This window comes from Sphingomonas piscis (assembly GCF_011300455.1).
Lineage (GTDB): Bacteria > Pseudomonadota > Alphaproteobacteria > Sphingomonadales > Sphingomonadaceae > Sphingomicrobium > Sphingomicrobium piscis.
Genome location: NZ_CP049869.1, coordinates 1528098 through 1543792, shown reverse-complemented (window position 1 = coordinate 1543792; position 15695 = coordinate 1528098). Strand labels below are relative to the sequence as shown.

The window sequence follows — 15695 nt, the reverse complement described above, 5'->3', positions numbered from 1 at the left end:
CCTCTTCCATCCCTCTTCCCCTCTCCGCCGCACCTTTCCGGCACGATCGTTCACTTGCCCGGCTGCTGGCCCAGATCGAAAATGCGTTCCGCCGCCACCCATTTCTCCCCGGGCTCGGCCCAGGGCAGCGGCCGCTGGAAGCGCCACATCAGTTCCTCCCAGGCACGCACGTCCGGGTCGCTGGCGTCGGCTTGGGTTTTGGCTGCCAGGTCGAACCCCTCCGCAACTTCCATGACCATGAAAAGCCGGTTGCCGGTCAGCCAAATCTCCATGGCGTCGATCCCCGCCTGCCGGATTGCCCGAATGACACCCTCGGGAACGCCGCCCGCTCGATGCCAGCGGCGATATTGCGCGATCAGATCAGGATCCTCGTCGAGGTCAAGGGCGAAGCACAACCTTCGCCCGCTCACATCCACGCCCCGATGTTCCACGGCACGAACTCGCTGTCGCCAAAGCCCAGCGCCTCCGATTTGCTCTGCTGCCCCGACGCGAGATCGAGCAGGCGCTCGTAGATCTGACGCCCCGCTTCCTCGATGGACGCGCCGTCGAGGATGGGCGAGCAATCCACATCCATGTCGTCGTCCATGTTAGCGGCGAGTGCCGCATTGGAGGCAAGCTTGATGCAGGGCGTGGGCTTGGAGCCGAACACGGAGCCGCGGCCGGTCGTAAACGCAAGGATGTTGGCGCCCGAGGCGATCTGCCCGGTCGCAGAGCAGGGGTCAAAGCCCGGCGAGTCCATAAAAACCAATCCCTTGGCGCGAACCCGTTCGGCATAAAGCGCGACGTCGACCAGCGGCGACCGCCCCGCCTTGGCAATGGCGCCGAGCGATTTTTCGTAGATGGTCGTCAGCCCGCCGGCCTTGTTGCCGGGTGAGGGATTGTTGTTGAGTTGGGCGCCGTTCTTCGCCGCGTAATCGTCCCACCAGGCGAGCCGCTGCAGGAGTTTTTCAGCTACGTCTTGCGAGACGGCGCGGCGGAGGAGCAAATTTTCCGCACCCGAGATTTCCGGGGTTTCGGACAGGATTGCCGTCCCGCCATCGGCGATCAGCAGGTCCGCCGCAACGCCAAGGGCAGGGTTCGCCGTGACCCCCGACCAGCTGTCGGAGCCGCCGCATTGCAGACCAAGCGTCAGGTGCGATGCCGATACATCCACGCGGGTATCGGCCTGAGCTTCCTCGATAAGCTCGCGAACCAGCTGCCGGCCGCGATCGATCGCCTTTGCCGTGCCGCCGGCTTCCTGGATGGTCATGGTACGCAGGCGCGGTCCGGGCGCCAGGCCGAAGCGATCGAGCAAGGTCCCGATCTGGGCGACCTCGCAGCCAAGTCCGATCAGGAGGATGCCCCCAAAGTTCGGGTGCGTGGCATAGCCCGCAAGCGTTCGCTCCAGAGTGTCGATGCCTTCGCCGGTTCCCGACATGCCGCAGCCGCTCGAATGGGTGAAGGCGGCAACCCCGTCCACGCTTCCGAACCTTTGATCGGCAAAGCTGTCGGCGATCCGCCGGGCGACGGTCGCCGAGCAGTTAACGCTGGTCAGCACGCCGATGAAATTGCGGGTTCCCACCCGGCCGTCAGCGCGCACGAAGCCCTTGAAGGTGGCGCCGGTCGCTGACGGCAGATCGTTTGGCGGCGGCACACGGTCGACCACCCGCTCAAAGCTTCCCACCGTCAGATTATGATCGTGCACCTGTTCGCCCCGGGCGATCGGCCGCGTTGCCGTGCCGATGACCTGACCGAACTTGTGCACCTTGTCGCCGGCGGCGATGTCTCTCACTGCCAGCTTGTGGCCTTGAGGAATGGCTTGTGCGGCGCGGACCCCGTCGACCTCGTCGCCCTGCTCGAGCGGCGACAACAGCACGAGCACGTCGTCGTCCGGGTGAAGCTTCAGCGCGCGCGGCTCGGCCAGCTTGTTATCCGTCGCACTCATGTCCGCCGTCTCACACTCCAAGCGTCGCCGTTCCCCGGTTCGGTACGGAGGCGAACGCTACAGCAATTTGTCTGATTTAAAAGCGGCGTCAGGCGGCGACGGACGCTGCACTTGCGTTGGCGGCCTCGATCTCCGCTGCCTTTGCCTCGACCAGCCGGACGATGTGGTCGATCATGTCGGCGTCCTGCACATGGTGGTCGGTGACGCCCGACAGATAAACCATATGCTTGCCATTTCCCCCGCCGGTAATGCCGATGTCCGTCTCGCGCGCCTCGCCCGGTCCATTGACGACACAGCCGAGCACCGACAGCGACATGGGCGTGCGGATGTGCTGAAGCCTGCTTTCCAGCGCCTCCACCGTGCGGATGACGTCGAAGCCTTGCCGCGCGCAGCTTGGGCAGGACACGACTCGCACCCCGCGGTTGCGGATGCCCAGCGACTTCAGGATTTCGAACCCGACCCGCACTTCCTCTTCCGGCTCTGCCGACAGAGAAACGCGGATGGTGTCCCCGATGCCGAACCACAGGAGCGAGCCGATACCGATGGACGACTTGACCGTGCCGCCGAGCAACCCGCCCGCTTCGGTGATGCCGAGGTGCAGGGGACAGTCAACCGCTTCGGCCAGCGCCTGATAGGCGGCGACTGCAAGGAACACGTCCGACGCCTTCACCGCGACCTTGTAGTTGCGGAAGTCGTGGTCCTCGAGAATGCGGATATGGTCGAGCGCGCTTTCCACCAGCGCTTCGGGACAAGGCTCGCCATACTTCTCGAGCAGGTCCTTCTCCAAGCTACCGGCATTGACCCCGATCCTAATCGCGCAGCCGTTCGCCTTTGCGGCCGTCACCACTTCGCGCACCCGGTCGGCCGAGCCGATGTTGCCAGGATTGATCCGCAGGCACGCGGCGCCTGCGTCGGCCGCCTCCAGTGCACGCTTATAGTGGAAGTGGATGTCGGCAACGATCGGCACGTTCGCCGCCCGAACGATCTCGCGCAGCGCCGTCGTGCTCTCGACGTCGGGGCAGGACACGCGGATGATGTCGGCGCCCGCTTCCTCGCAGCGCCGGATCTGGCTGATGGTCGCATTGGCATCGGCCGTCGGCGTGTTGGTCATCGTCTGGACGGTGACCGGGGCGTCGCCGCCGACCGGCACGTTGCCGACCATGATCTGGCGCGAAAGACGGCGATCGATGGTTCGCCACGGACGGATGGAGGACATGGGCGCCATATAGTCGCTCCCGCCGACTCAATCAAAGCAAGGCTTTAGTCGACTTTCGGCGGGCGACCCCGCTTAACCGCCTGGGGAGGCTCAAGTTTGATCCCGCGCGACTTCAAAGCCTCACGAAGCAGGCATTCCACCTCAGCATTGACGCTTCGGAGGTCGCAGGCCGCCGCGCGTTCGACCGCCGCCCACAAGGCGGGGTCGACGCGCAGCGGAAAGGCCTTGCGATCCGGCATTACTGATAAAGCGTGCCGGTGTTGACCACGGGCTGGGTGTCGCGCTCACCGCACAGCACCACCATCAGGTTGGAGACCATCGCCGCTCGGCGCTCGTCGTCCAGTTCGACCACGTTCTTGGCGGACAATTGGTCCAGCGCCATTTCGACCATCCCAACCGCGCCTTCGACCAAGGTCTGGCGCGCGGCGACAACTGCCTGCGCCTGCTGCCTGCGAAGCATCGCGCCGGCAATCTCCTGCGCGTAAGCGAGGTGGGTGAAGCCGCATTCGTCGACCGTGATGCCGGCAACGGCCAGCCGCTCGATCAATTCGGCCCGAAGCTCGCTTCCGACCTGATCGTGATTGCCGCGCAGGGTCACCTCCTGATGCTCGAAATCGTCATAGGGATAGCGCGATCCGATGGTGCGGATCGCCGCCTCCACCTGCACATTCACGAAAGCACGGTAATCGTCGACATCGAACAACGCCTGCGCCGTGTCGACCACCCGCCAGACGATCTGCGCCGCCATTTCAATCGGGTTGCCGCGCAGATCGTTGACCTTGATTCGGTCCGAGATGAAGTTGTTGGCGCGGACGGACACCTTCTTCCGCATCATCCACGGCCAGGTCCAGCGCAGCCCCGTGACCCGGTCGCTGCCCCGATAATCGCCGAATAAGGTAATCGCCGCCGCCTGGTTCGGCTGGAGCATGTAGAAGCCGCACAGGATCAGGATGGAAAGGACCGCACCGGTTCCTAGAGCCAGAAAAGCGACCGGACCTGCCTGGTCCTGGACCAATTGCGAGAAGCCGAAGGCCGCGAGGCCAGCTGTGCCAAGCAGAAGAATCAACATGACATACCCGCTGAACGTGCTTGCCGGCCGTTCGCGGCTGGGGTTCAGCCCAATCACATGAGGTGCGTTCACGTCTCTCTCCCTGTTTAAGTGATATCATTTTAATATCGACTCAGAGGGAGGTCAAGAATGTCCGGACGATCTGCTAGAGCGTTGGGCGGAGGACGCTTATGCGAACGTCATGGTTATTGGTTGGAGCCTTCTTGATGAGCAGTCAGGCGAATGCCGCGCCGAGCGAATGGAAGCTTGTGGTCCATGGCGGCGCCGGCGCCATCGAGCGGGCCAGGCACAAGCCGGAGAAGGAGGCCGCAGTCCGCGCCGGTCTCGACCGGGCGCTCGCCGCGGGGGAGCAAGTGCTGTCGTCCGGCGGCAAGGCGCTGGATGCGATCGAAGCGGCCATCCGCGTGCTTGAGGACGATCCCAATTTCAACGCTGGCAAGGGCGCGGTGATCACGGACGACGGCCGGGCGGAGCTCGATGCGTCGATCATGGACGGCAGCACACGCGCCGCGGGTGCGGTCGCGGGCGTGACGGGGACCAAGAATCCGATTCGCCTTGCTCGCGCGGTGATGGAGAAGAGCCCGCACGTGATGCTCGCGGCCGCCGGCGCCGACCGCTTCTCCCGCGAACAGGGGCTGGAACAGGCCGAACAAGATTATTTCATCCTGCCCGAACGCAAGAAGCAGCTGGAAGAGATGAAGGCAAAGAGGCTCAGCGCGCTGACGGTCGAGTATAAATATGGCACGGTGGGCGCCGTCGCGCTCGACAGCCACGGACATGTCGCTGCGGGAACCTCGACGGGCGGGATGATGGGCAAGAAATGGGGCCGCGTCGGCGACAGTCCGGTGATCGGCGCCGGCACTTATGCCGACGACCGTGCCTGCGCCGTGTCGGCCACAGGCTGGGGCGAGTATTTCATCCGCGCTGGCGTCGCACATGAGATTTGCGCCCGTATCCGCCACAAGGGCGAAGATGCGCAGACGGCGGCCGACGCTGTGCTTGCCGAGGTGAAATCCCTCGGCGGCGATGGCGGGGTGATCGTGGTCACACCCAAGGGAGAGCGCGTCTTCTCCTTCAACACGAAGGGCATGTACCGGGGGATGGCTGACGCCACTGGGCGTAAAGTGGCGCTCTACTCGGAGTCGGAGGAGCGGTAGGGCAGGCTCTGCCCGATCCACTCCCTCTCCTGCGCCACCCCCTCCTTCTCCCGCTCGATGAAGTCCGCCACCGCCGCGCGAAAGCTCGGGTTCGGGATGAAGTGCGCCGATCGCGTGATCACCGGCTCATAGCCGCGCGCTACTTTATGCTCGCCCTGCGCGCCGGCCTGCACCGTCTTCAGCCCGTTTGCGATCGCCCATTCGATGGCGCGGTAATAACTGAGCTCGAAGTGGAGGAAGGGCAGTTCGGCAAGCGTTCCCCAATAGCGCCCATACAGCGCGTCCGGACCGATCAGGTTGAGCGCACCGGCGATCGGCTCGCCGTCACGACGCGCCAGGAACAGCAACGCCGACTCGCCCATCGCCGCGCCCGCCAGGTCGAAGAAGCGCCGCGTCAGGTAGGGCGAGCCCCACTTCCGGCTTCCGGTGTCCTGGTAGAAGGCCCACATCGCCGCCCAATGTTCCGGCCTGATCTCGGCACCGCGCAGGGTCACGACCTCGAGCCCCGTCACCGCCTCGCGCCGCTCCTTGCGAATGACCTTGCGCTTGCGGCTGCTCAGCGCTCCCAGGAAATCGTCAAAGCTGCCGTAGCCGCGATTGAACCAATGATACTGGATGCCGTGGCGGATCAGCCATTCGCGATACGCTGCCTGGGTGGCGTCATCCTCGTCGATAAAGGTGATGTGCGCCGATGACAGCCCGTTCTGCTCCGTCAGCGCCTCGGCGCCGGCAAGGAGCTGCTGCGGCGCGTCGCCCAGCAACCGCGAACCCGGTACCGGCGTGAACGGCACCGCAATCTGAAGCTTGGGATAGTAGCGCCCGCCCGCCCGGGCCCAAGCGTCGGCCCAACCATGGTCAAACACATATTCGCCCTGGCTGTGGCTCTTGAGATAGGCCGGCGCCGCCCCGATCAGCTGGCCATCGCGCTCGACCAGTAAAGGCGCCGGCGACCAGCCGCTCTGCCCCCCGACACTGCCCGACGTCTCAAGCGCGCTCAGGAAGGAATGGCGCAGGAAGGGATCCCCGCCCGCAAGCCGATCCCAGTCGGCGGCGTCGACCGCACCGACGCCCGTGTCCACTCGAACGATGATATCGGCGTCGCGGTCGGCCATGGTCGGCTCAACGCGCTCCGTAGTGAAGTGGCGTCAGCGCTTCACCGCAATCACGGCATCCACCTCGACCGCGACGCCAAGCGGAAGCACCGCTACACCCACCGCGGAGCGCGCGTGCTTGCCGGCGTCGCCGAATACGTCCTGCATCAGCTCGGACGCGCCGTTCGCCACCTTGGGCTGGTCGACGAAGTCGGGTGTGCTGTTCACGAACACGGCCAGTTTCACCACACGCTCGACCCGGTCGAGCGAACCCAGCGCCAGCTTGATCTGCGCCAGCAGCATAATTCCGCACCGCCGCGCCGCTGCGATCCCCGCCTCGATGTCAACGTCATCGCCAAGCCGTCCTTTGATCAGGCTGCCGTCCTCGGCAAAGCTGATCTGACCGGAGATGTGGAGCATTCCGTCATGCTCCACAGCGGGCACGTAGGCCGCGACCGGAGCTGCGGGTTGGGGAAGGGTGATGCCAAGCTCGGCAAGGCGCTGATCGATGCTCATCGGCGGCTCCAAGCACTCGCGCAGCCTTGAATCAACCCTCCCGATGAACGGCAAACCCAGCCCAGGTCTGGTTCACCGGCATGATCTCAAGCGCATTGATGTTCACGTGAGGCGGCAGGTTTGCCACCCACCACACCTGCTCGGCGATGTCCTCGGCGGTCAGCGGGTTCATGTTCGCATAAAGCTTGTCCGACGCCTCCTGGCTGCCGGTGCGCACGACCGTGAACTCCGTCTCGACCATGCCCGGTTCGATCGACGTCACGCGAACGCCGGTGCCTTCCAGGTCGCAACGCAGGTCGAGCGAGAACTGTCGGACGAAGGCCTTGGTCCCCCCATACACCGCCCCGCCCTTGTAGGGGTAGGTCGCCGCGATTGACGCCAGGTTTACCACGTGGCCGCGGCGCTCGATCAACTTGGGCAGCACCGCCTTGGTCAATGCCACCAGGCCGGTGATGTTGGTCGCGATCGCCGATCCCATCACGCCCCAGTCGCCTTCGGGCATTGCACTTTGCGGCGGCGCAAAGCCGGCATTGTTGAGCAACAGGTCGACCTCGCCCCACGGCGCCTTCAGCTGTCCAAGCTGGCCTAGAGCATCAAGATCGCGCATGTCGATCTCCAGCGGCAAGAAAACATCGCCAAGCTCTTCGGCGAGCGCCCGCAACCGGTCCCCGCGCCTCCCGGTGCCGATCACCCGCCACCCCTCGCCTGCGAAGCGGCGCGCGGCGGCCAGGCCGATGCCGGCGGTGACCCCGGTGATCAGGATGGTCTTGCTCATCTTACTTCCTCAAACTTGCTCAAGATCCACTCACACGCGCTCGGCCAGTCGTCGATCCGCGCATGCGCATGCGGCGACGGCGGTGTCGTGACCGCAAGCTTAGGCTCCGCGATCATGTGCAGGCGCCACACCTCCGGCGCATGCTCGGCCACTGATTTGTGGTGCACCGGCAGATCGTCAACGAACACCACCACATCGGCGTCATGACGCCGCGCCAGCGCCCGCACCGGCGGGCCTTTCCCGCCCTGGTTGCAGACCACCTCGTGCGCGATGCCGTGACCGGCGAGTTGCTCCACGCGCCATGGATGCGCCTCGTCGATCAGGTTGGTGAGGATGACGATATCTGCGACCGCGCCGATCCGCTCCAGCGCATCGATCGCGCCCGGCACCACCGTTTGCCGGCCCATTTCCTCGCGGAAGAACAGGTCGAGCAAAGGCCACACCCGCTCGGTCGTCAACGTCTCGCCGGTGGCGCGGTCGCTCAGTGCCCCGGCAAAGTCCGACCTCGACAGGTCGAAGTCGATCGCATGATCTTCGTCCAGCCATTCCGCGAAATGGCTAACCATGTGCAGCAGCACTTCATCGCAATCGGTGATCAGGAGCGGGCGCGTCATGCCTCCAGCTCCTGTCGCGCGCGGACCAACGCTTCCGGCTTCACCCCGACCTCCTCCGCAACCGCGACCAGATCGGGCTCATGCGCCTCCAGAAAGGACAGGACCGCCGCCAGTAGCCGCGGATTGCCGAGGCCGGAGCGCAACTCGTCCGTCCCAATTCCGGTCAGCTCAAGGAACCGTTGCGCTCGGCGTTCGTCCTTCAACGTTGCCGTGAGCGCGGCGAGTGCAAGTGTCGTCGGGTCATTTGGTGATTCAAGCGGCATCGCTTAGGCTCGCGGAACAGGTGAGATCGAGGACGCGGATTGGCCAAGATCCTGATTGTCGAAGACAATGCGCTGAACATCAAGCTGTTCTGCGACCTGCTTGCCGCCCATGGACATGAACCCAAGGCAGTGACGGACAGCCGACAGGCACTGGACCTCGCCCGGGAATTCCTGCCCGACCTCATCATCACCGACATCCAGCTTCCCCACGTCAACGGACTGGAACTGATCCGGATGGTCAGGAGCGACGAGGGTCTTCGAGAGGTGCCCGTCATGGCGGTCACCGCTTATTCGGCAGTCGGCGACGAAGAGCGCGCACGGGAAGCCGGGGCGCAATCCTACGTGTCCAAACCGATTTCCGTGGTAAAGTTCGTGTCCCAGGTCGACGCCCTGTTGAATCCGGTGCCCGTCGCGGAGGTCCCCGCTTCCGTCTGACGACCCGCGCGCCAGGTTTAGGCAACGCGGACCTGCGGACCCGTCCGCCGCCGACGCCGCGCTACCCAGCCGACGGCGCCGAAACCGAAGATCATCATCGCCCAGCTCGACGGCTCGGGAACCGATGAAACCGCCGGATTATAGTTGAAGGTGAAGGTCCCCTCGAAGGCTGGCCCGGACGACAAGCAGCCTCGTCCCCCTGAACAACCCGGCTGGACGAGGGACAGGGACTGTGCGCCTGGGGAGACTGCGGCATGGCTGACGTCAGCAATCGCGTTCAAGGGCAGTCCCCAAGAGCCTGCAAGAAACCGTTCAAGCCCGCTGGTGAACAAGATGTCGAAAGCGCCTGCCGCCATCACGTTCGCCATTGGCGCCGTGCTGACCGTTTCTCCGAATAATTGAGCCGTCGCCAAGGCAGTACCATCGGGGAAGACGATCGAGCCGAGCCCCGACGAGGTGATCGTCACCGGCTGGCTCGTGCTCCCGAATGGCCCTTCGGGGAGAAAATCTCAAGAAAACGATGATCGCTGATGGTGCCCGTGAACCGAACCGAGTTTAACGATCCCAACGCACTGTCAAAACCAGAAAATTGATTGGCGACGCCGGTGATGTCCGACGTCACGGTCTGGCTCAGCACTTGCGCGTGGACCGGGGCCGCGCAGGCAAGCGCCACCGCAGCCGAAAGCATTTTCAGCTTCATTTTTTGTTCCCTGTTCAGCGACTAATCGCCGTTAAACAGGAAATGGATCGAGGGGCGGTTGGTTCCCGAAGGCGCTCAGCGCACCGACGCGCGGGGCGCGCAATTCAAAGATGGACTGCACAACCGGGCGCGCAGCGCACTGGCTGCCATAGTCGGCGGCGGGAAGACTGACAGACGGCCGTGGAGCGGCCGCTGGAAGCTTACTTGATCTTGGCTTCCTTGAACTCGACGTGCTTGCGCGCGACCGGGTCGTACTTGCGGAACGACATCTTCTCGGTCTGGTTGCGCGGGTTCTTCTTGGTCACGTAGAAGAAGCCGGTGTCGGCGGTGCTGACGAGCTTGATCTTGACGGTTGCCGGCTTGGCCATCGTTCGAGTCCTGAGATTCGCAAAAAGAAAGAGCGGCTCTGCGCCGCTCACGTCGGGCGCTCTCTGGCGCTGCCCACTCCAAAAGTCAAGCGACGCGAAGCTGTAACAGCCCCTTAACCTAGTTGGGCCACCATCGGTACCGAGAGGGGCAAAGGCATGACAAGCGAATCGCTGGATGCAGCGCGGACACGGATCGGGCGCTGCGTCGCCGAAGTCCAGGAACGTGGGCCGCGTCTGTCCCCCTTGGACCTTCATGCCCGAATGGATGAAATCCGAAAGATCGCCTCGGTGAACGGCATGAGCGCGCTTGAACAGCTCGCCCGTTGCTCGGCGCAGATGGCCCTGCTCCCGGGACATCGCGTGGCCGTACGCAGCTGCCTTGAGCATGTCGACGAGGCAATTGCCTGTCGCTCCCCTGCCGACACGACCGCCATGCTGGCGGCGCTGGCGTTGCGCCTCCGCTAAGCGTTTCGGCACCGTTATGCCGCTCGCGCATTATCGTGAGCGATGCGCGCCTTTTCACAGCTGCTGGACAAGCTCGTCTACACGCGGTCGCGTAACGGCAAGCTGAAGCTCATCGGCGACTATCTCCGCGCCACTCCCGATCCCGACCGTGGCTATGGTCTCGCCGCGCTGACTGGCGAGATCGACATTCCGGCGGTGAAGCATGTCGCCGTCCGTACTATCGCCGAACAGCGCGTCGACCCCGTCCTTTTGTACATGAGCCGCGATTACGTCGGCGACATGGCGGAGACTGTGTCCTTGCTGTGGCCGGTGCCGGAGGGCGAGCCGCCTGACCTCGACGACGGCACCATCACCATCAGCGCCGCGGTGGAGCGGCTTCGGTCCGCCGGCCGAATGGATGCCCCAGCCATTCTCGCCGGCATGCTCGACCATCTCGACGCTTCCGGCCGTTATGCCCTGCTGAAGCTGGCCACCGGGGAGCTTCGCGTCGGCATCAACGCCCGCCTCGCCAAGCAGGCTCTTGCCGATGCCTTCGGCTTGGAGGTCGAGGCGGTGGAAGAGGTGTGGCACGGCATTCCGCCGCCCTACACGGAATTATTCGACTGGGCGGAGGGGCGCAGCGAGCAGCCCTCCGCAAAGGACCTGCCGGTTTTCCGCCCTTTCATGCTTGCGCACCCATTGGAGGATGCGCAGCTCTCGCTCGACGATTATGCCGCCGAGTGGAAGTGGGACGGTATCCGAGTCCAGCTTGTCCATGCCGGCGGCGAGACCCGCCTCTACAGCCGCACCGGCGACGACATCTCCCGAAGCTTTCCCGACATAGCCGAGGCCTTCCACGAGCATGCGGTGCTCGATGGCGAGCTGCTGGTGCGCGGCTCCGGCCAGGGTATGGAGTCGCACGGCGGCGAGGCGGCGAGCTTCAACGCGCTTCAGCAACGGCTTGGCCGAAAGACGGTCAGCGCCAAGATGCGGCAGGATTATCCCGCCTTCGTCCGCCTATACGACATCCTGCTCGACGGCGACGACGACCTGCGCCCGCTGCCCTGGTCGGAGCGGCGCGCGCGGCTCGAAGCCTTCATGCCGCGCCTCGACCCCGCCCGCTTCGATCTCTCGCAGCTGATCCAGGCCGACAGCTTCGACCAGCTCGCCGACATCCGCGCCCAGGCCCGCGACGAAAGCATCGAAGGCATGATGCTGAAGCGCCGCGACAGTCCCTATGTCACGGGGCGCAAGGCGAACCTCTGGTACAAGTGGAAGCGCGATCCGCTGACCGCCGACTGCGTGCTGATGTATGCCCAGCGCGGCAACGGCAAACGCTCGAGCTATTACAGCGATTTCACCTTCGGCTGCTGGACCGCGCCGCCCGAAGAAGGCGGCGAGCTGTCGCCGGTCGGCAAGGCCTATTTCGGTTTTACCGACGAGGAACTGAAATGGCTCGATCGCTGGATCCGCAGCCACACGGAGAAGAGGTTCGGTCCCGTCCGCGAGGTCGAAAAGTCGCTCGTTCTGGAGGTCGCATTCGATTCCATTCACGCCAGCAAGCGCCACAAATCCGGCTTGGCAATGCGCTTCCCCCGGGTCAGCCGAATTCGCAACGACAAGCCGGCGAACGAAGCCGATCTCCTAGCTAACCTGCAGAAGCTGGCGACCTGAGCGCCTTCTCCATCACCACGAAATCGAGGTCGTCCGCCCTCGGCAGTCCCGCTCTCGGATCCTCGACCGGAAACGGCCGCCGTTCGCCGGTAAGACGGTAGCCCCGCCGTTCGTACCACGCCACGAGTTCGGTGCGCCGCTCGATTACGCTCATTTCCGCCCGGGATGCTCCAAGCGACTGCACCGCGAAATCTTCCGCCCTTGAAGCAGCGCCTTGCCAAGCCCGCCACCCTGCCGGTCCGGATCCACCGTGATCATGCCGAGGTAGACCAATCCATCGCTCTTTTCGGCAATCGCGATACAGGCATCGGCTCCCGCGCCGCCGCGATGGATGAGGATATGCTGGGCGGGATCCCCGATCATGTCTCGAAGCTCATCCTCGTCCGTCCGCTGCCCGTCGAGCAGGTCGGCTTCGTGCGTCCAGCCGTGACGCGCACTTTCGCCGCGGTAGGCACTTTCGATAAGGCTGTGCAGGACGGGGATGTCGGCGGGCGTGGCAAGGTCGAGCTTCATACCCCCCGCCTGCACCAACTCAGCGCAACAAAAAAGGCCCGCCGGATCGCTCCAGCGGGCCTCTTATCCGAAATGCCGAAAGCTTACTGCGCCGGCGACAGGTTCACCGCCGCATATTTGCCACGGCGATCGACCTCGATCTCGAACTCCAGGCGATCGCCCTCGTTGAGCGTCGGCATGCCTGCACGCTCGACCGCCGAGATGTGAACGAATGCATCCGGCTGTCCATCGTCGCGCTGAATGAAGCCGAAGCCCTTCATCGCGTTGAAGAACTTAACCGTTCCGCTCGCCTTTTCACCGGTCAGCTGACGCTGCGGGCCGCGATCACCACCGGGGCCACCCGGAGCCGCGCCGCCGCCGCTGCGCTCAACCGCCATCGGCTCGCCGTCGATCTTGAGGTTGGTCGCCGAGATGCGGCCGCCGCGGTCCACTAGCGTGAACTCCAGCGGCTGACCGTCGGCAAGGTCGGTGAGACCCGCCTGCTCGACGGCCGAGATGTGCACGAACACGTCTTCGCCGCCGTCCTCACGGACGATGAAGCCGAAGCCCTTTTGCGGGTTGAAGAACTTAACGGTGCCCTTGCCTTCGCCGACCACCTGCGGGGGCATGCCGCCACCGCCGCCGCCACGAAAGCCGCCGCCGCCACCGCCGCCGCCGCGGAAACCACCGCCGCCGCCGCCGCCGAAGCCGCCACGATCGCCGCCGCCACCAAAGCCGCCGCCGCGCGGTGCGCCGAAGCCACCGCCGCCACCGCCGCCATAGCCGCCGCCACCACCGCCGAAGCGATCACCGCCGCCGCCGAATCCGCCGCGGTCGCCGCCGAAACCACCACCACCGAACTCATCGCCGCCAAAACCGTCGCGCTTGTCCCTGCCGCGACCGCCACGATCGCCTTTGCGCCCTCTATCGAAACCCATGCCGGTATAAACTTCCTTGTGCCCGTATTCGAAACAACCACCGCGCCGGGCCCGAAAGCGCAATCGGTCGTGCGCGATTCTGCTCACGCACTGTTCACCGCTTACAGCAAAAAGTGGGCCTGCTCTAGTGATTCATCGTCTAAGGCTGGCAGGAGCGCCGCTCCGGCGGCTAGAAGCGCCGCAATCAAGGTGGCCGAACAAGGTTGGTATTGGCGAATGGCAGTTTACTTGCACGAAGAAGATCTTGGGCCGGAGGTGACGTTCGCCGATGGGCCGATTGCGGTCGATACGGAGGCCATGGGCCTGATCCCCGGCCGCGACCGCTTGTGCCTCGTCCAACTGTCCGACGGCCACGGCGACGAGCATCTCGTCCGCTTCGCCCGCGGAAGCACTTATGCGGCGCCGCGGCTGCGCGCCCTGCTTGAGGATCCCAACCGGCTCAAGCTCTACCATTTCGCCCGCTTCGATATCGGGATCATGCGCGCCTACCTCGGCTTCATGGCAGCGCCTCTTTACTGCACGCGCACGGCCAGCCGCCTGGTTCGCACCTACACGGACCGCCACGGCCTCAAGGATCTGGTCAAGGAATTGCTCGGCCACGAAATCTCCAAGCAGCAGCAGACCAGCGACTGGGGCGCGCCCGAGCTCAGCGACGCGCAAAAGGAATATGCGGCAAGCGACGTCCGATTCCTCCATGCGCTGAAGGAACGGCTCGATGAGCGCCTGCAGCGCGAAGAGCGGACGGAGCTTGCCCAGGCCTGTTTCGACTTCCTGCCGGCGCGGGCAATGCTCGACCTTGCCGGCTGGCCCGAGCAGGACATTTTTGCTCATGATGGCTGACCCTTATGTCTGAGGCTGCGACCCGCGAACGGCGGCAGCGGCAGGATTGGGCGGTGCCGGGCAGCCGGCACGACAAGCTGGTCCGCTTTGCCAAGATCGGCTTGCCGAGTGCGGTGGGCGTACTGGTCGCTTTCCTGGCGCTTGCACCGCTCGACCGGAGCGGAGACGTCAGCTTCATCCTCGACAAGAAAAAGGTCGAGAATGCGCCGGAGCGGATGCGCGTGGAATCGGCGCGCTACGTCGGTGAGGACAATAGGGGACAGAAATTCCTGATCAGCGCCAATCGCGCGGTTCAGCCCAGTTCCAACGTGCCCATCGTCGACATCACGGGGATGCTTGCGCGGCTGGGCCTGACCCAAGGCCCGGTGCTGATCGGCGCCAACAAGGGCCGCTACAATATCGAGCAGCAGACGGTTGCAGTCGACGGTCCCGTCCGCGTGATCGGGCCGGACGATTACCGGATCCAGACCCGCGATCTCCATGTCAGCATGAAGGAACGGACGGCGGTCAGCGACGGTCCGGTCGAAGGCAGCATGACTCTCGGGCAGTTCCGCGCCGACCGGCTTCGCGCTGACCTTGGGGAGCGCAAGGTTGTGCTTGATGGCCGCGCTCGCTTGAAAATCGTGCAAGGGGCGGTCAGATGAGGGTTATGCGGCGGACCGGCACCATCCTTGCATCGCTCCTGCTGGGCGTCGGCGCGGCCGCGTTAGCCCAGAACGGTGGCCCTGTGTCCGCGCTCAAAGGGCACGACAGCGACGCCCCGGTTGATGTCGCCGCGGACCGGATCGAGGTTCAGGAACGGGCGGACCGCGCGCTGTTCGTGGGCAACGTCCATGTGAAGCAGGCTGACCTCACCATGGATACGGAAAGGCTGACCGTCGCTTATTCCAGCCAGGGCGGAGTCCAGATTCAGCGGCTCGATGCAGCCGGCGGCGTGGTCGTCACCAGCCCGTCCGAAACGGCACGGGGCGATTTCGGTATCTACGATCTGCAGCGCAAACTGATCACCCTGGTCGGCGGCGTCCAGCTGAACCGTCAGGGCAGCCAGGTGAACGGTTCCCGATTGGTGATCGACCTCAACACGGGCCGCGCGGTGATTGACGGCGGCGGTCCCGGGATCGGCCAGAGCGGCGGCCGGGTGACCGGTCACTTCACCGTTCCGAAACGCAGCTAGCGAAC

23 protein-coding genes are annotated in these 15695 nt (G+C 64.8%); 7 read left to right on the top strand and 16 right to left on the bottom strand.

Features of this window, described 5'->3' with window-relative positions; genetic code table 11:
• Positions 1 to 50: 50 nt before the first annotated feature.
• The 5 genes from G7077_RS07725 to G7077_RS07705 all read right to left on the bottom strand — a co-directional run bounded on the left by G7077_RS07725 (position 51) and on the right by G7077_RS07705 (position 4281).
• Positions 51 to 395: an L-rhamnose mutarotase gene (locus tag G7077_RS07725; RefSeq protein WP_281347023.1), complete on the bottom strand. Its 345-nt coding sequence runs from the start codon at positions 393 to 395 to the stop codon at positions 51 to 53.
• Between the two features lie 11 nt (positions 396 to 406).
• Complete coding sequence (locus G7077_RS07720) at positions 407 to 1924, bottom strand: UxaA family hydrolase (RefSeq protein WP_206367605.1); 1518 nt, start codon at positions 1922 to 1924, stop codon at positions 407 to 409.
• Positions 1925 to 2012: 88 nt separating this feature from the next.
• Positions 2013 to 3140 carry a flavodoxin-dependent (E)-4-hydroxy-3-methylbut-2-enyl-diphosphate synthase gene (gene ispG / locus G7077_RS07715; RefSeq protein ID WP_166412401.1) on the bottom strand — a complete coding sequence of 376 codons (1128 nt, stop codon included), beginning with the start codon at positions 3138 to 3140 and terminating at the stop codon, positions 2013 to 2015.
• 44 nt (positions 3141 to 3184) lie between these two features.
• The gene (locus G7077_RS07710) at positions 3185 to 3379 is read right to left on the bottom strand and encodes a type II toxin-antitoxin system antitoxin (RefSeq protein WP_166411191.1); all 195 of its coding nucleotides are present in this window, start codon (positions 3377 to 3379) and stop codon (positions 3185 to 3187) included.
• Positions 3379 to 4281, bottom strand: a complete 903-nt coding sequence (locus G7077_RS07705; protein ID WP_425505273.1) for an SPFH domain-containing protein — start codon at positions 4279 to 4281, stop codon at positions 3379 to 3381. The genes G7077_RS07710 and G7077_RS07705 overlap by 1 nt, the downstream gene beginning before the upstream one ends.
• A 134-nt stretch (positions 4282 to 4415) precedes the next feature.
• Here G7077_RS07705 and G7077_RS07700 point away from each other — a divergent pair, with 134 nt between their 5' ends.
• Positions 4416 to 5366, top strand: a complete 951-nt coding sequence (locus G7077_RS07700; RefSeq protein ID WP_246167106.1) for an isoaspartyl peptidase/L-asparaginase family protein — start codon at positions 4416 to 4418, stop codon at positions 5364 to 5366.
• On the opposite strand, the gene G7077_RS07695 is transcribed toward G7077_RS07700, so the two are convergent.
• The 5 genes from G7077_RS07695 to G7077_RS07675 are packed head-to-tail and all read right to left on the bottom strand — an operon-like array spanning position 5342 to position 8625.
• Positions 5342 to 6478 carry a GNAT family N-acetyltransferase gene (locus G7077_RS07695; RefSeq protein WP_166411189.1) on the bottom strand — a complete coding sequence of 379 codons (1137 nt, stop codon included), beginning with the start codon at positions 6476 to 6478 and terminating at the stop codon, positions 5342 to 5344. The genes G7077_RS07700 and G7077_RS07695 overlap by 25 nt on opposite strands.
• 33 nt (positions 6479 to 6511) lie before the next feature.
• Positions 6512 to 6973 carry a RidA family protein gene (locus G7077_RS07690; protein WP_166411188.1) on the bottom strand — a complete coding sequence of 154 codons (462 nt, stop codon included), beginning with the start codon at positions 6971 to 6973 and terminating at the stop codon, positions 6512 to 6514.
• 31 nt (positions 6974 to 7004) lie between these two features.
• Positions 7005 to 7748 (bottom strand): SDR family NAD(P)-dependent oxidoreductase, encoded by a 744-nt coding sequence (locus G7077_RS07685; protein WP_166411187.1) that lies wholly within the window; start codon positions 7746 to 7748, stop codon positions 7005 to 7007.
• Positions 7745 to 8362: an HAD family hydrolase gene (locus tag G7077_RS07680; RefSeq protein ID WP_166411186.1), complete on the bottom strand. Its 618-nt coding sequence runs from the start codon at positions 8360 to 8362 to the stop codon at positions 7745 to 7747. The genes G7077_RS07685 and G7077_RS07680 overlap by 4 nt, the downstream gene beginning before the upstream one ends.
• Positions 8359 to 8625 (bottom strand): DUF3572 family protein, encoded by a 267-nt coding sequence (locus G7077_RS07675; protein ID WP_166411185.1) that lies wholly within the window; start codon positions 8623 to 8625, stop codon positions 8359 to 8361. The genes G7077_RS07680 and G7077_RS07675 overlap by 4 nt, the downstream gene beginning before the upstream one ends.
• Before the next feature lie 48 nt (positions 8626 to 8673).
• On the opposite strand from G7077_RS07675, the gene G7077_RS07670 reads away from it, so the two are divergent.
• A complete protein-coding gene (locus G7077_RS07670) occupies positions 8674 to 9060 on the top strand; it encodes a response regulator (RefSeq protein ID WP_166412399.1) in 387 nt (128 codons plus the stop codon).
• Between the two features lie 17 nt (positions 9061 to 9077).
• On the opposite strand, the gene G7077_RS07665 is transcribed toward G7077_RS07670, so the two are convergent.
• From G7077_RS07665 to rpmG, 3 genes are all read right to left on the bottom strand, one after another.
• Positions 9078 to 9527, bottom strand: a complete 450-nt coding sequence (locus tag G7077_RS07665) for a PEPxxWA-CTERM sorting domain-containing protein (RefSeq protein ID WP_246167105.1) — start codon at positions 9525 to 9527, stop codon at positions 9078 to 9080.
• Positions 9524 to 9760, bottom strand: a complete 237-nt coding sequence (locus G7077_RS07660) for a choice-of-anchor E domain-containing protein (protein ID WP_166411184.1) — start codon at positions 9758 to 9760, stop codon at positions 9524 to 9526. The genes G7077_RS07665 and G7077_RS07660 overlap by 4 nt, the downstream gene beginning before the upstream one ends.
• A 200-nt stretch (positions 9761 to 9960) precedes the next feature.
• Complete coding sequence (gene rpmG, locus G7077_RS07655; RefSeq protein WP_037498456.1) at positions 9961 to 10128, bottom strand: 50S ribosomal protein L33; 168 nt, start codon at positions 10126 to 10128, stop codon at positions 9961 to 9963.
• A 156-nt stretch (positions 10129 to 10284) separates the two neighbouring features.
• On the opposite strand from rpmG, the gene G7077_RS07650 reads away from it, so the two are divergent.
• Complete coding sequence (locus G7077_RS07650; protein ID WP_166411183.1) at positions 10285 to 10593, top strand: hypothetical protein; 309 nt, start codon at positions 10285 to 10287, stop codon at positions 10591 to 10593.
• A gap of 42 nt (positions 10594 to 10635) precedes the next feature.
• Positions 10636 to 12246, top strand: coding sequence for a cisplatin damage response ATP-dependent DNA ligase (locus G7077_RS07645; protein WP_166411182.1), 1611 nt, complete (start codon positions 10636 to 10638; stop codon positions 12244 to 12246).
• Here G7077_RS07645 and G7077_RS14140 read toward each other — a convergent pair.
• The 3 genes from G7077_RS14140 to G7077_RS14300 form a co-directional block, all read right to left on the bottom strand.
• On the bottom strand, positions 12221 to 12400 hold the full coding sequence (locus tag G7077_RS14140) for a hypothetical protein (RefSeq protein WP_246167104.1): 180 nt from the start codon (positions 12398 to 12400) through the stop codon (positions 12221 to 12223). The two genes, G7077_RS07645 and G7077_RS14140, sit on opposite strands and share 26 nt — an antisense overlap.
• Positions 12397 to 12759: a GNAT family N-acetyltransferase gene (locus G7077_RS07640; RefSeq protein ID WP_246167103.1), complete on the bottom strand. Its 363-nt coding sequence runs from the start codon at positions 12757 to 12759 to the stop codon at positions 12397 to 12399. Before G7077_RS07640 ends, G7077_RS14140 begins: the two co-directional genes overlap by 4 nt.
• Before the next feature lie 83 nt (positions 12760 to 12842).
• Positions 12843 to 13676, bottom strand: a complete 834-nt coding sequence (locus tag G7077_RS14300) for a cold-shock protein (RefSeq protein WP_166411181.1) — start codon at positions 13674 to 13676, stop codon at positions 12843 to 12845.
• A 216-nt stretch (positions 13677 to 13892) separates the two neighbouring features.
• Here G7077_RS14300 and G7077_RS07630 point away from each other — a divergent pair, with 216 nt between their 5' ends.
• From G7077_RS07630 to G7077_RS07620, 3 genes are read left to right on the top strand one after another with little or no spacing between them, the layout of a single operon-like run.
• A complete protein-coding gene (locus tag G7077_RS07630) occupies positions 13893 to 14516 on the top strand; it encodes a ribonuclease D (RefSeq protein ID WP_166411180.1) in 624 nt (207 codons plus the stop codon).
• 5 nt (positions 14517 to 14521) lie between these two features.
• Positions 14522 to 15160 (top strand): LPS export ABC transporter periplasmic protein LptC, encoded by a 639-nt coding sequence (gene lptC, locus G7077_RS07625; RefSeq protein WP_166411179.1) that lies wholly within the window; start codon positions 14522 to 14524, stop codon positions 15158 to 15160.
• 5 nt (positions 15161 to 15165) lie between these two features.
• Positions 15166 to 15690, top strand: a complete 525-nt coding sequence (locus G7077_RS07620) for an LptA/OstA family protein (protein ID WP_166412397.1) — start codon at positions 15166 to 15168, stop codon at positions 15688 to 15690.
• Positions 15691 to 15695: the final 5 nt, after the last annotated feature.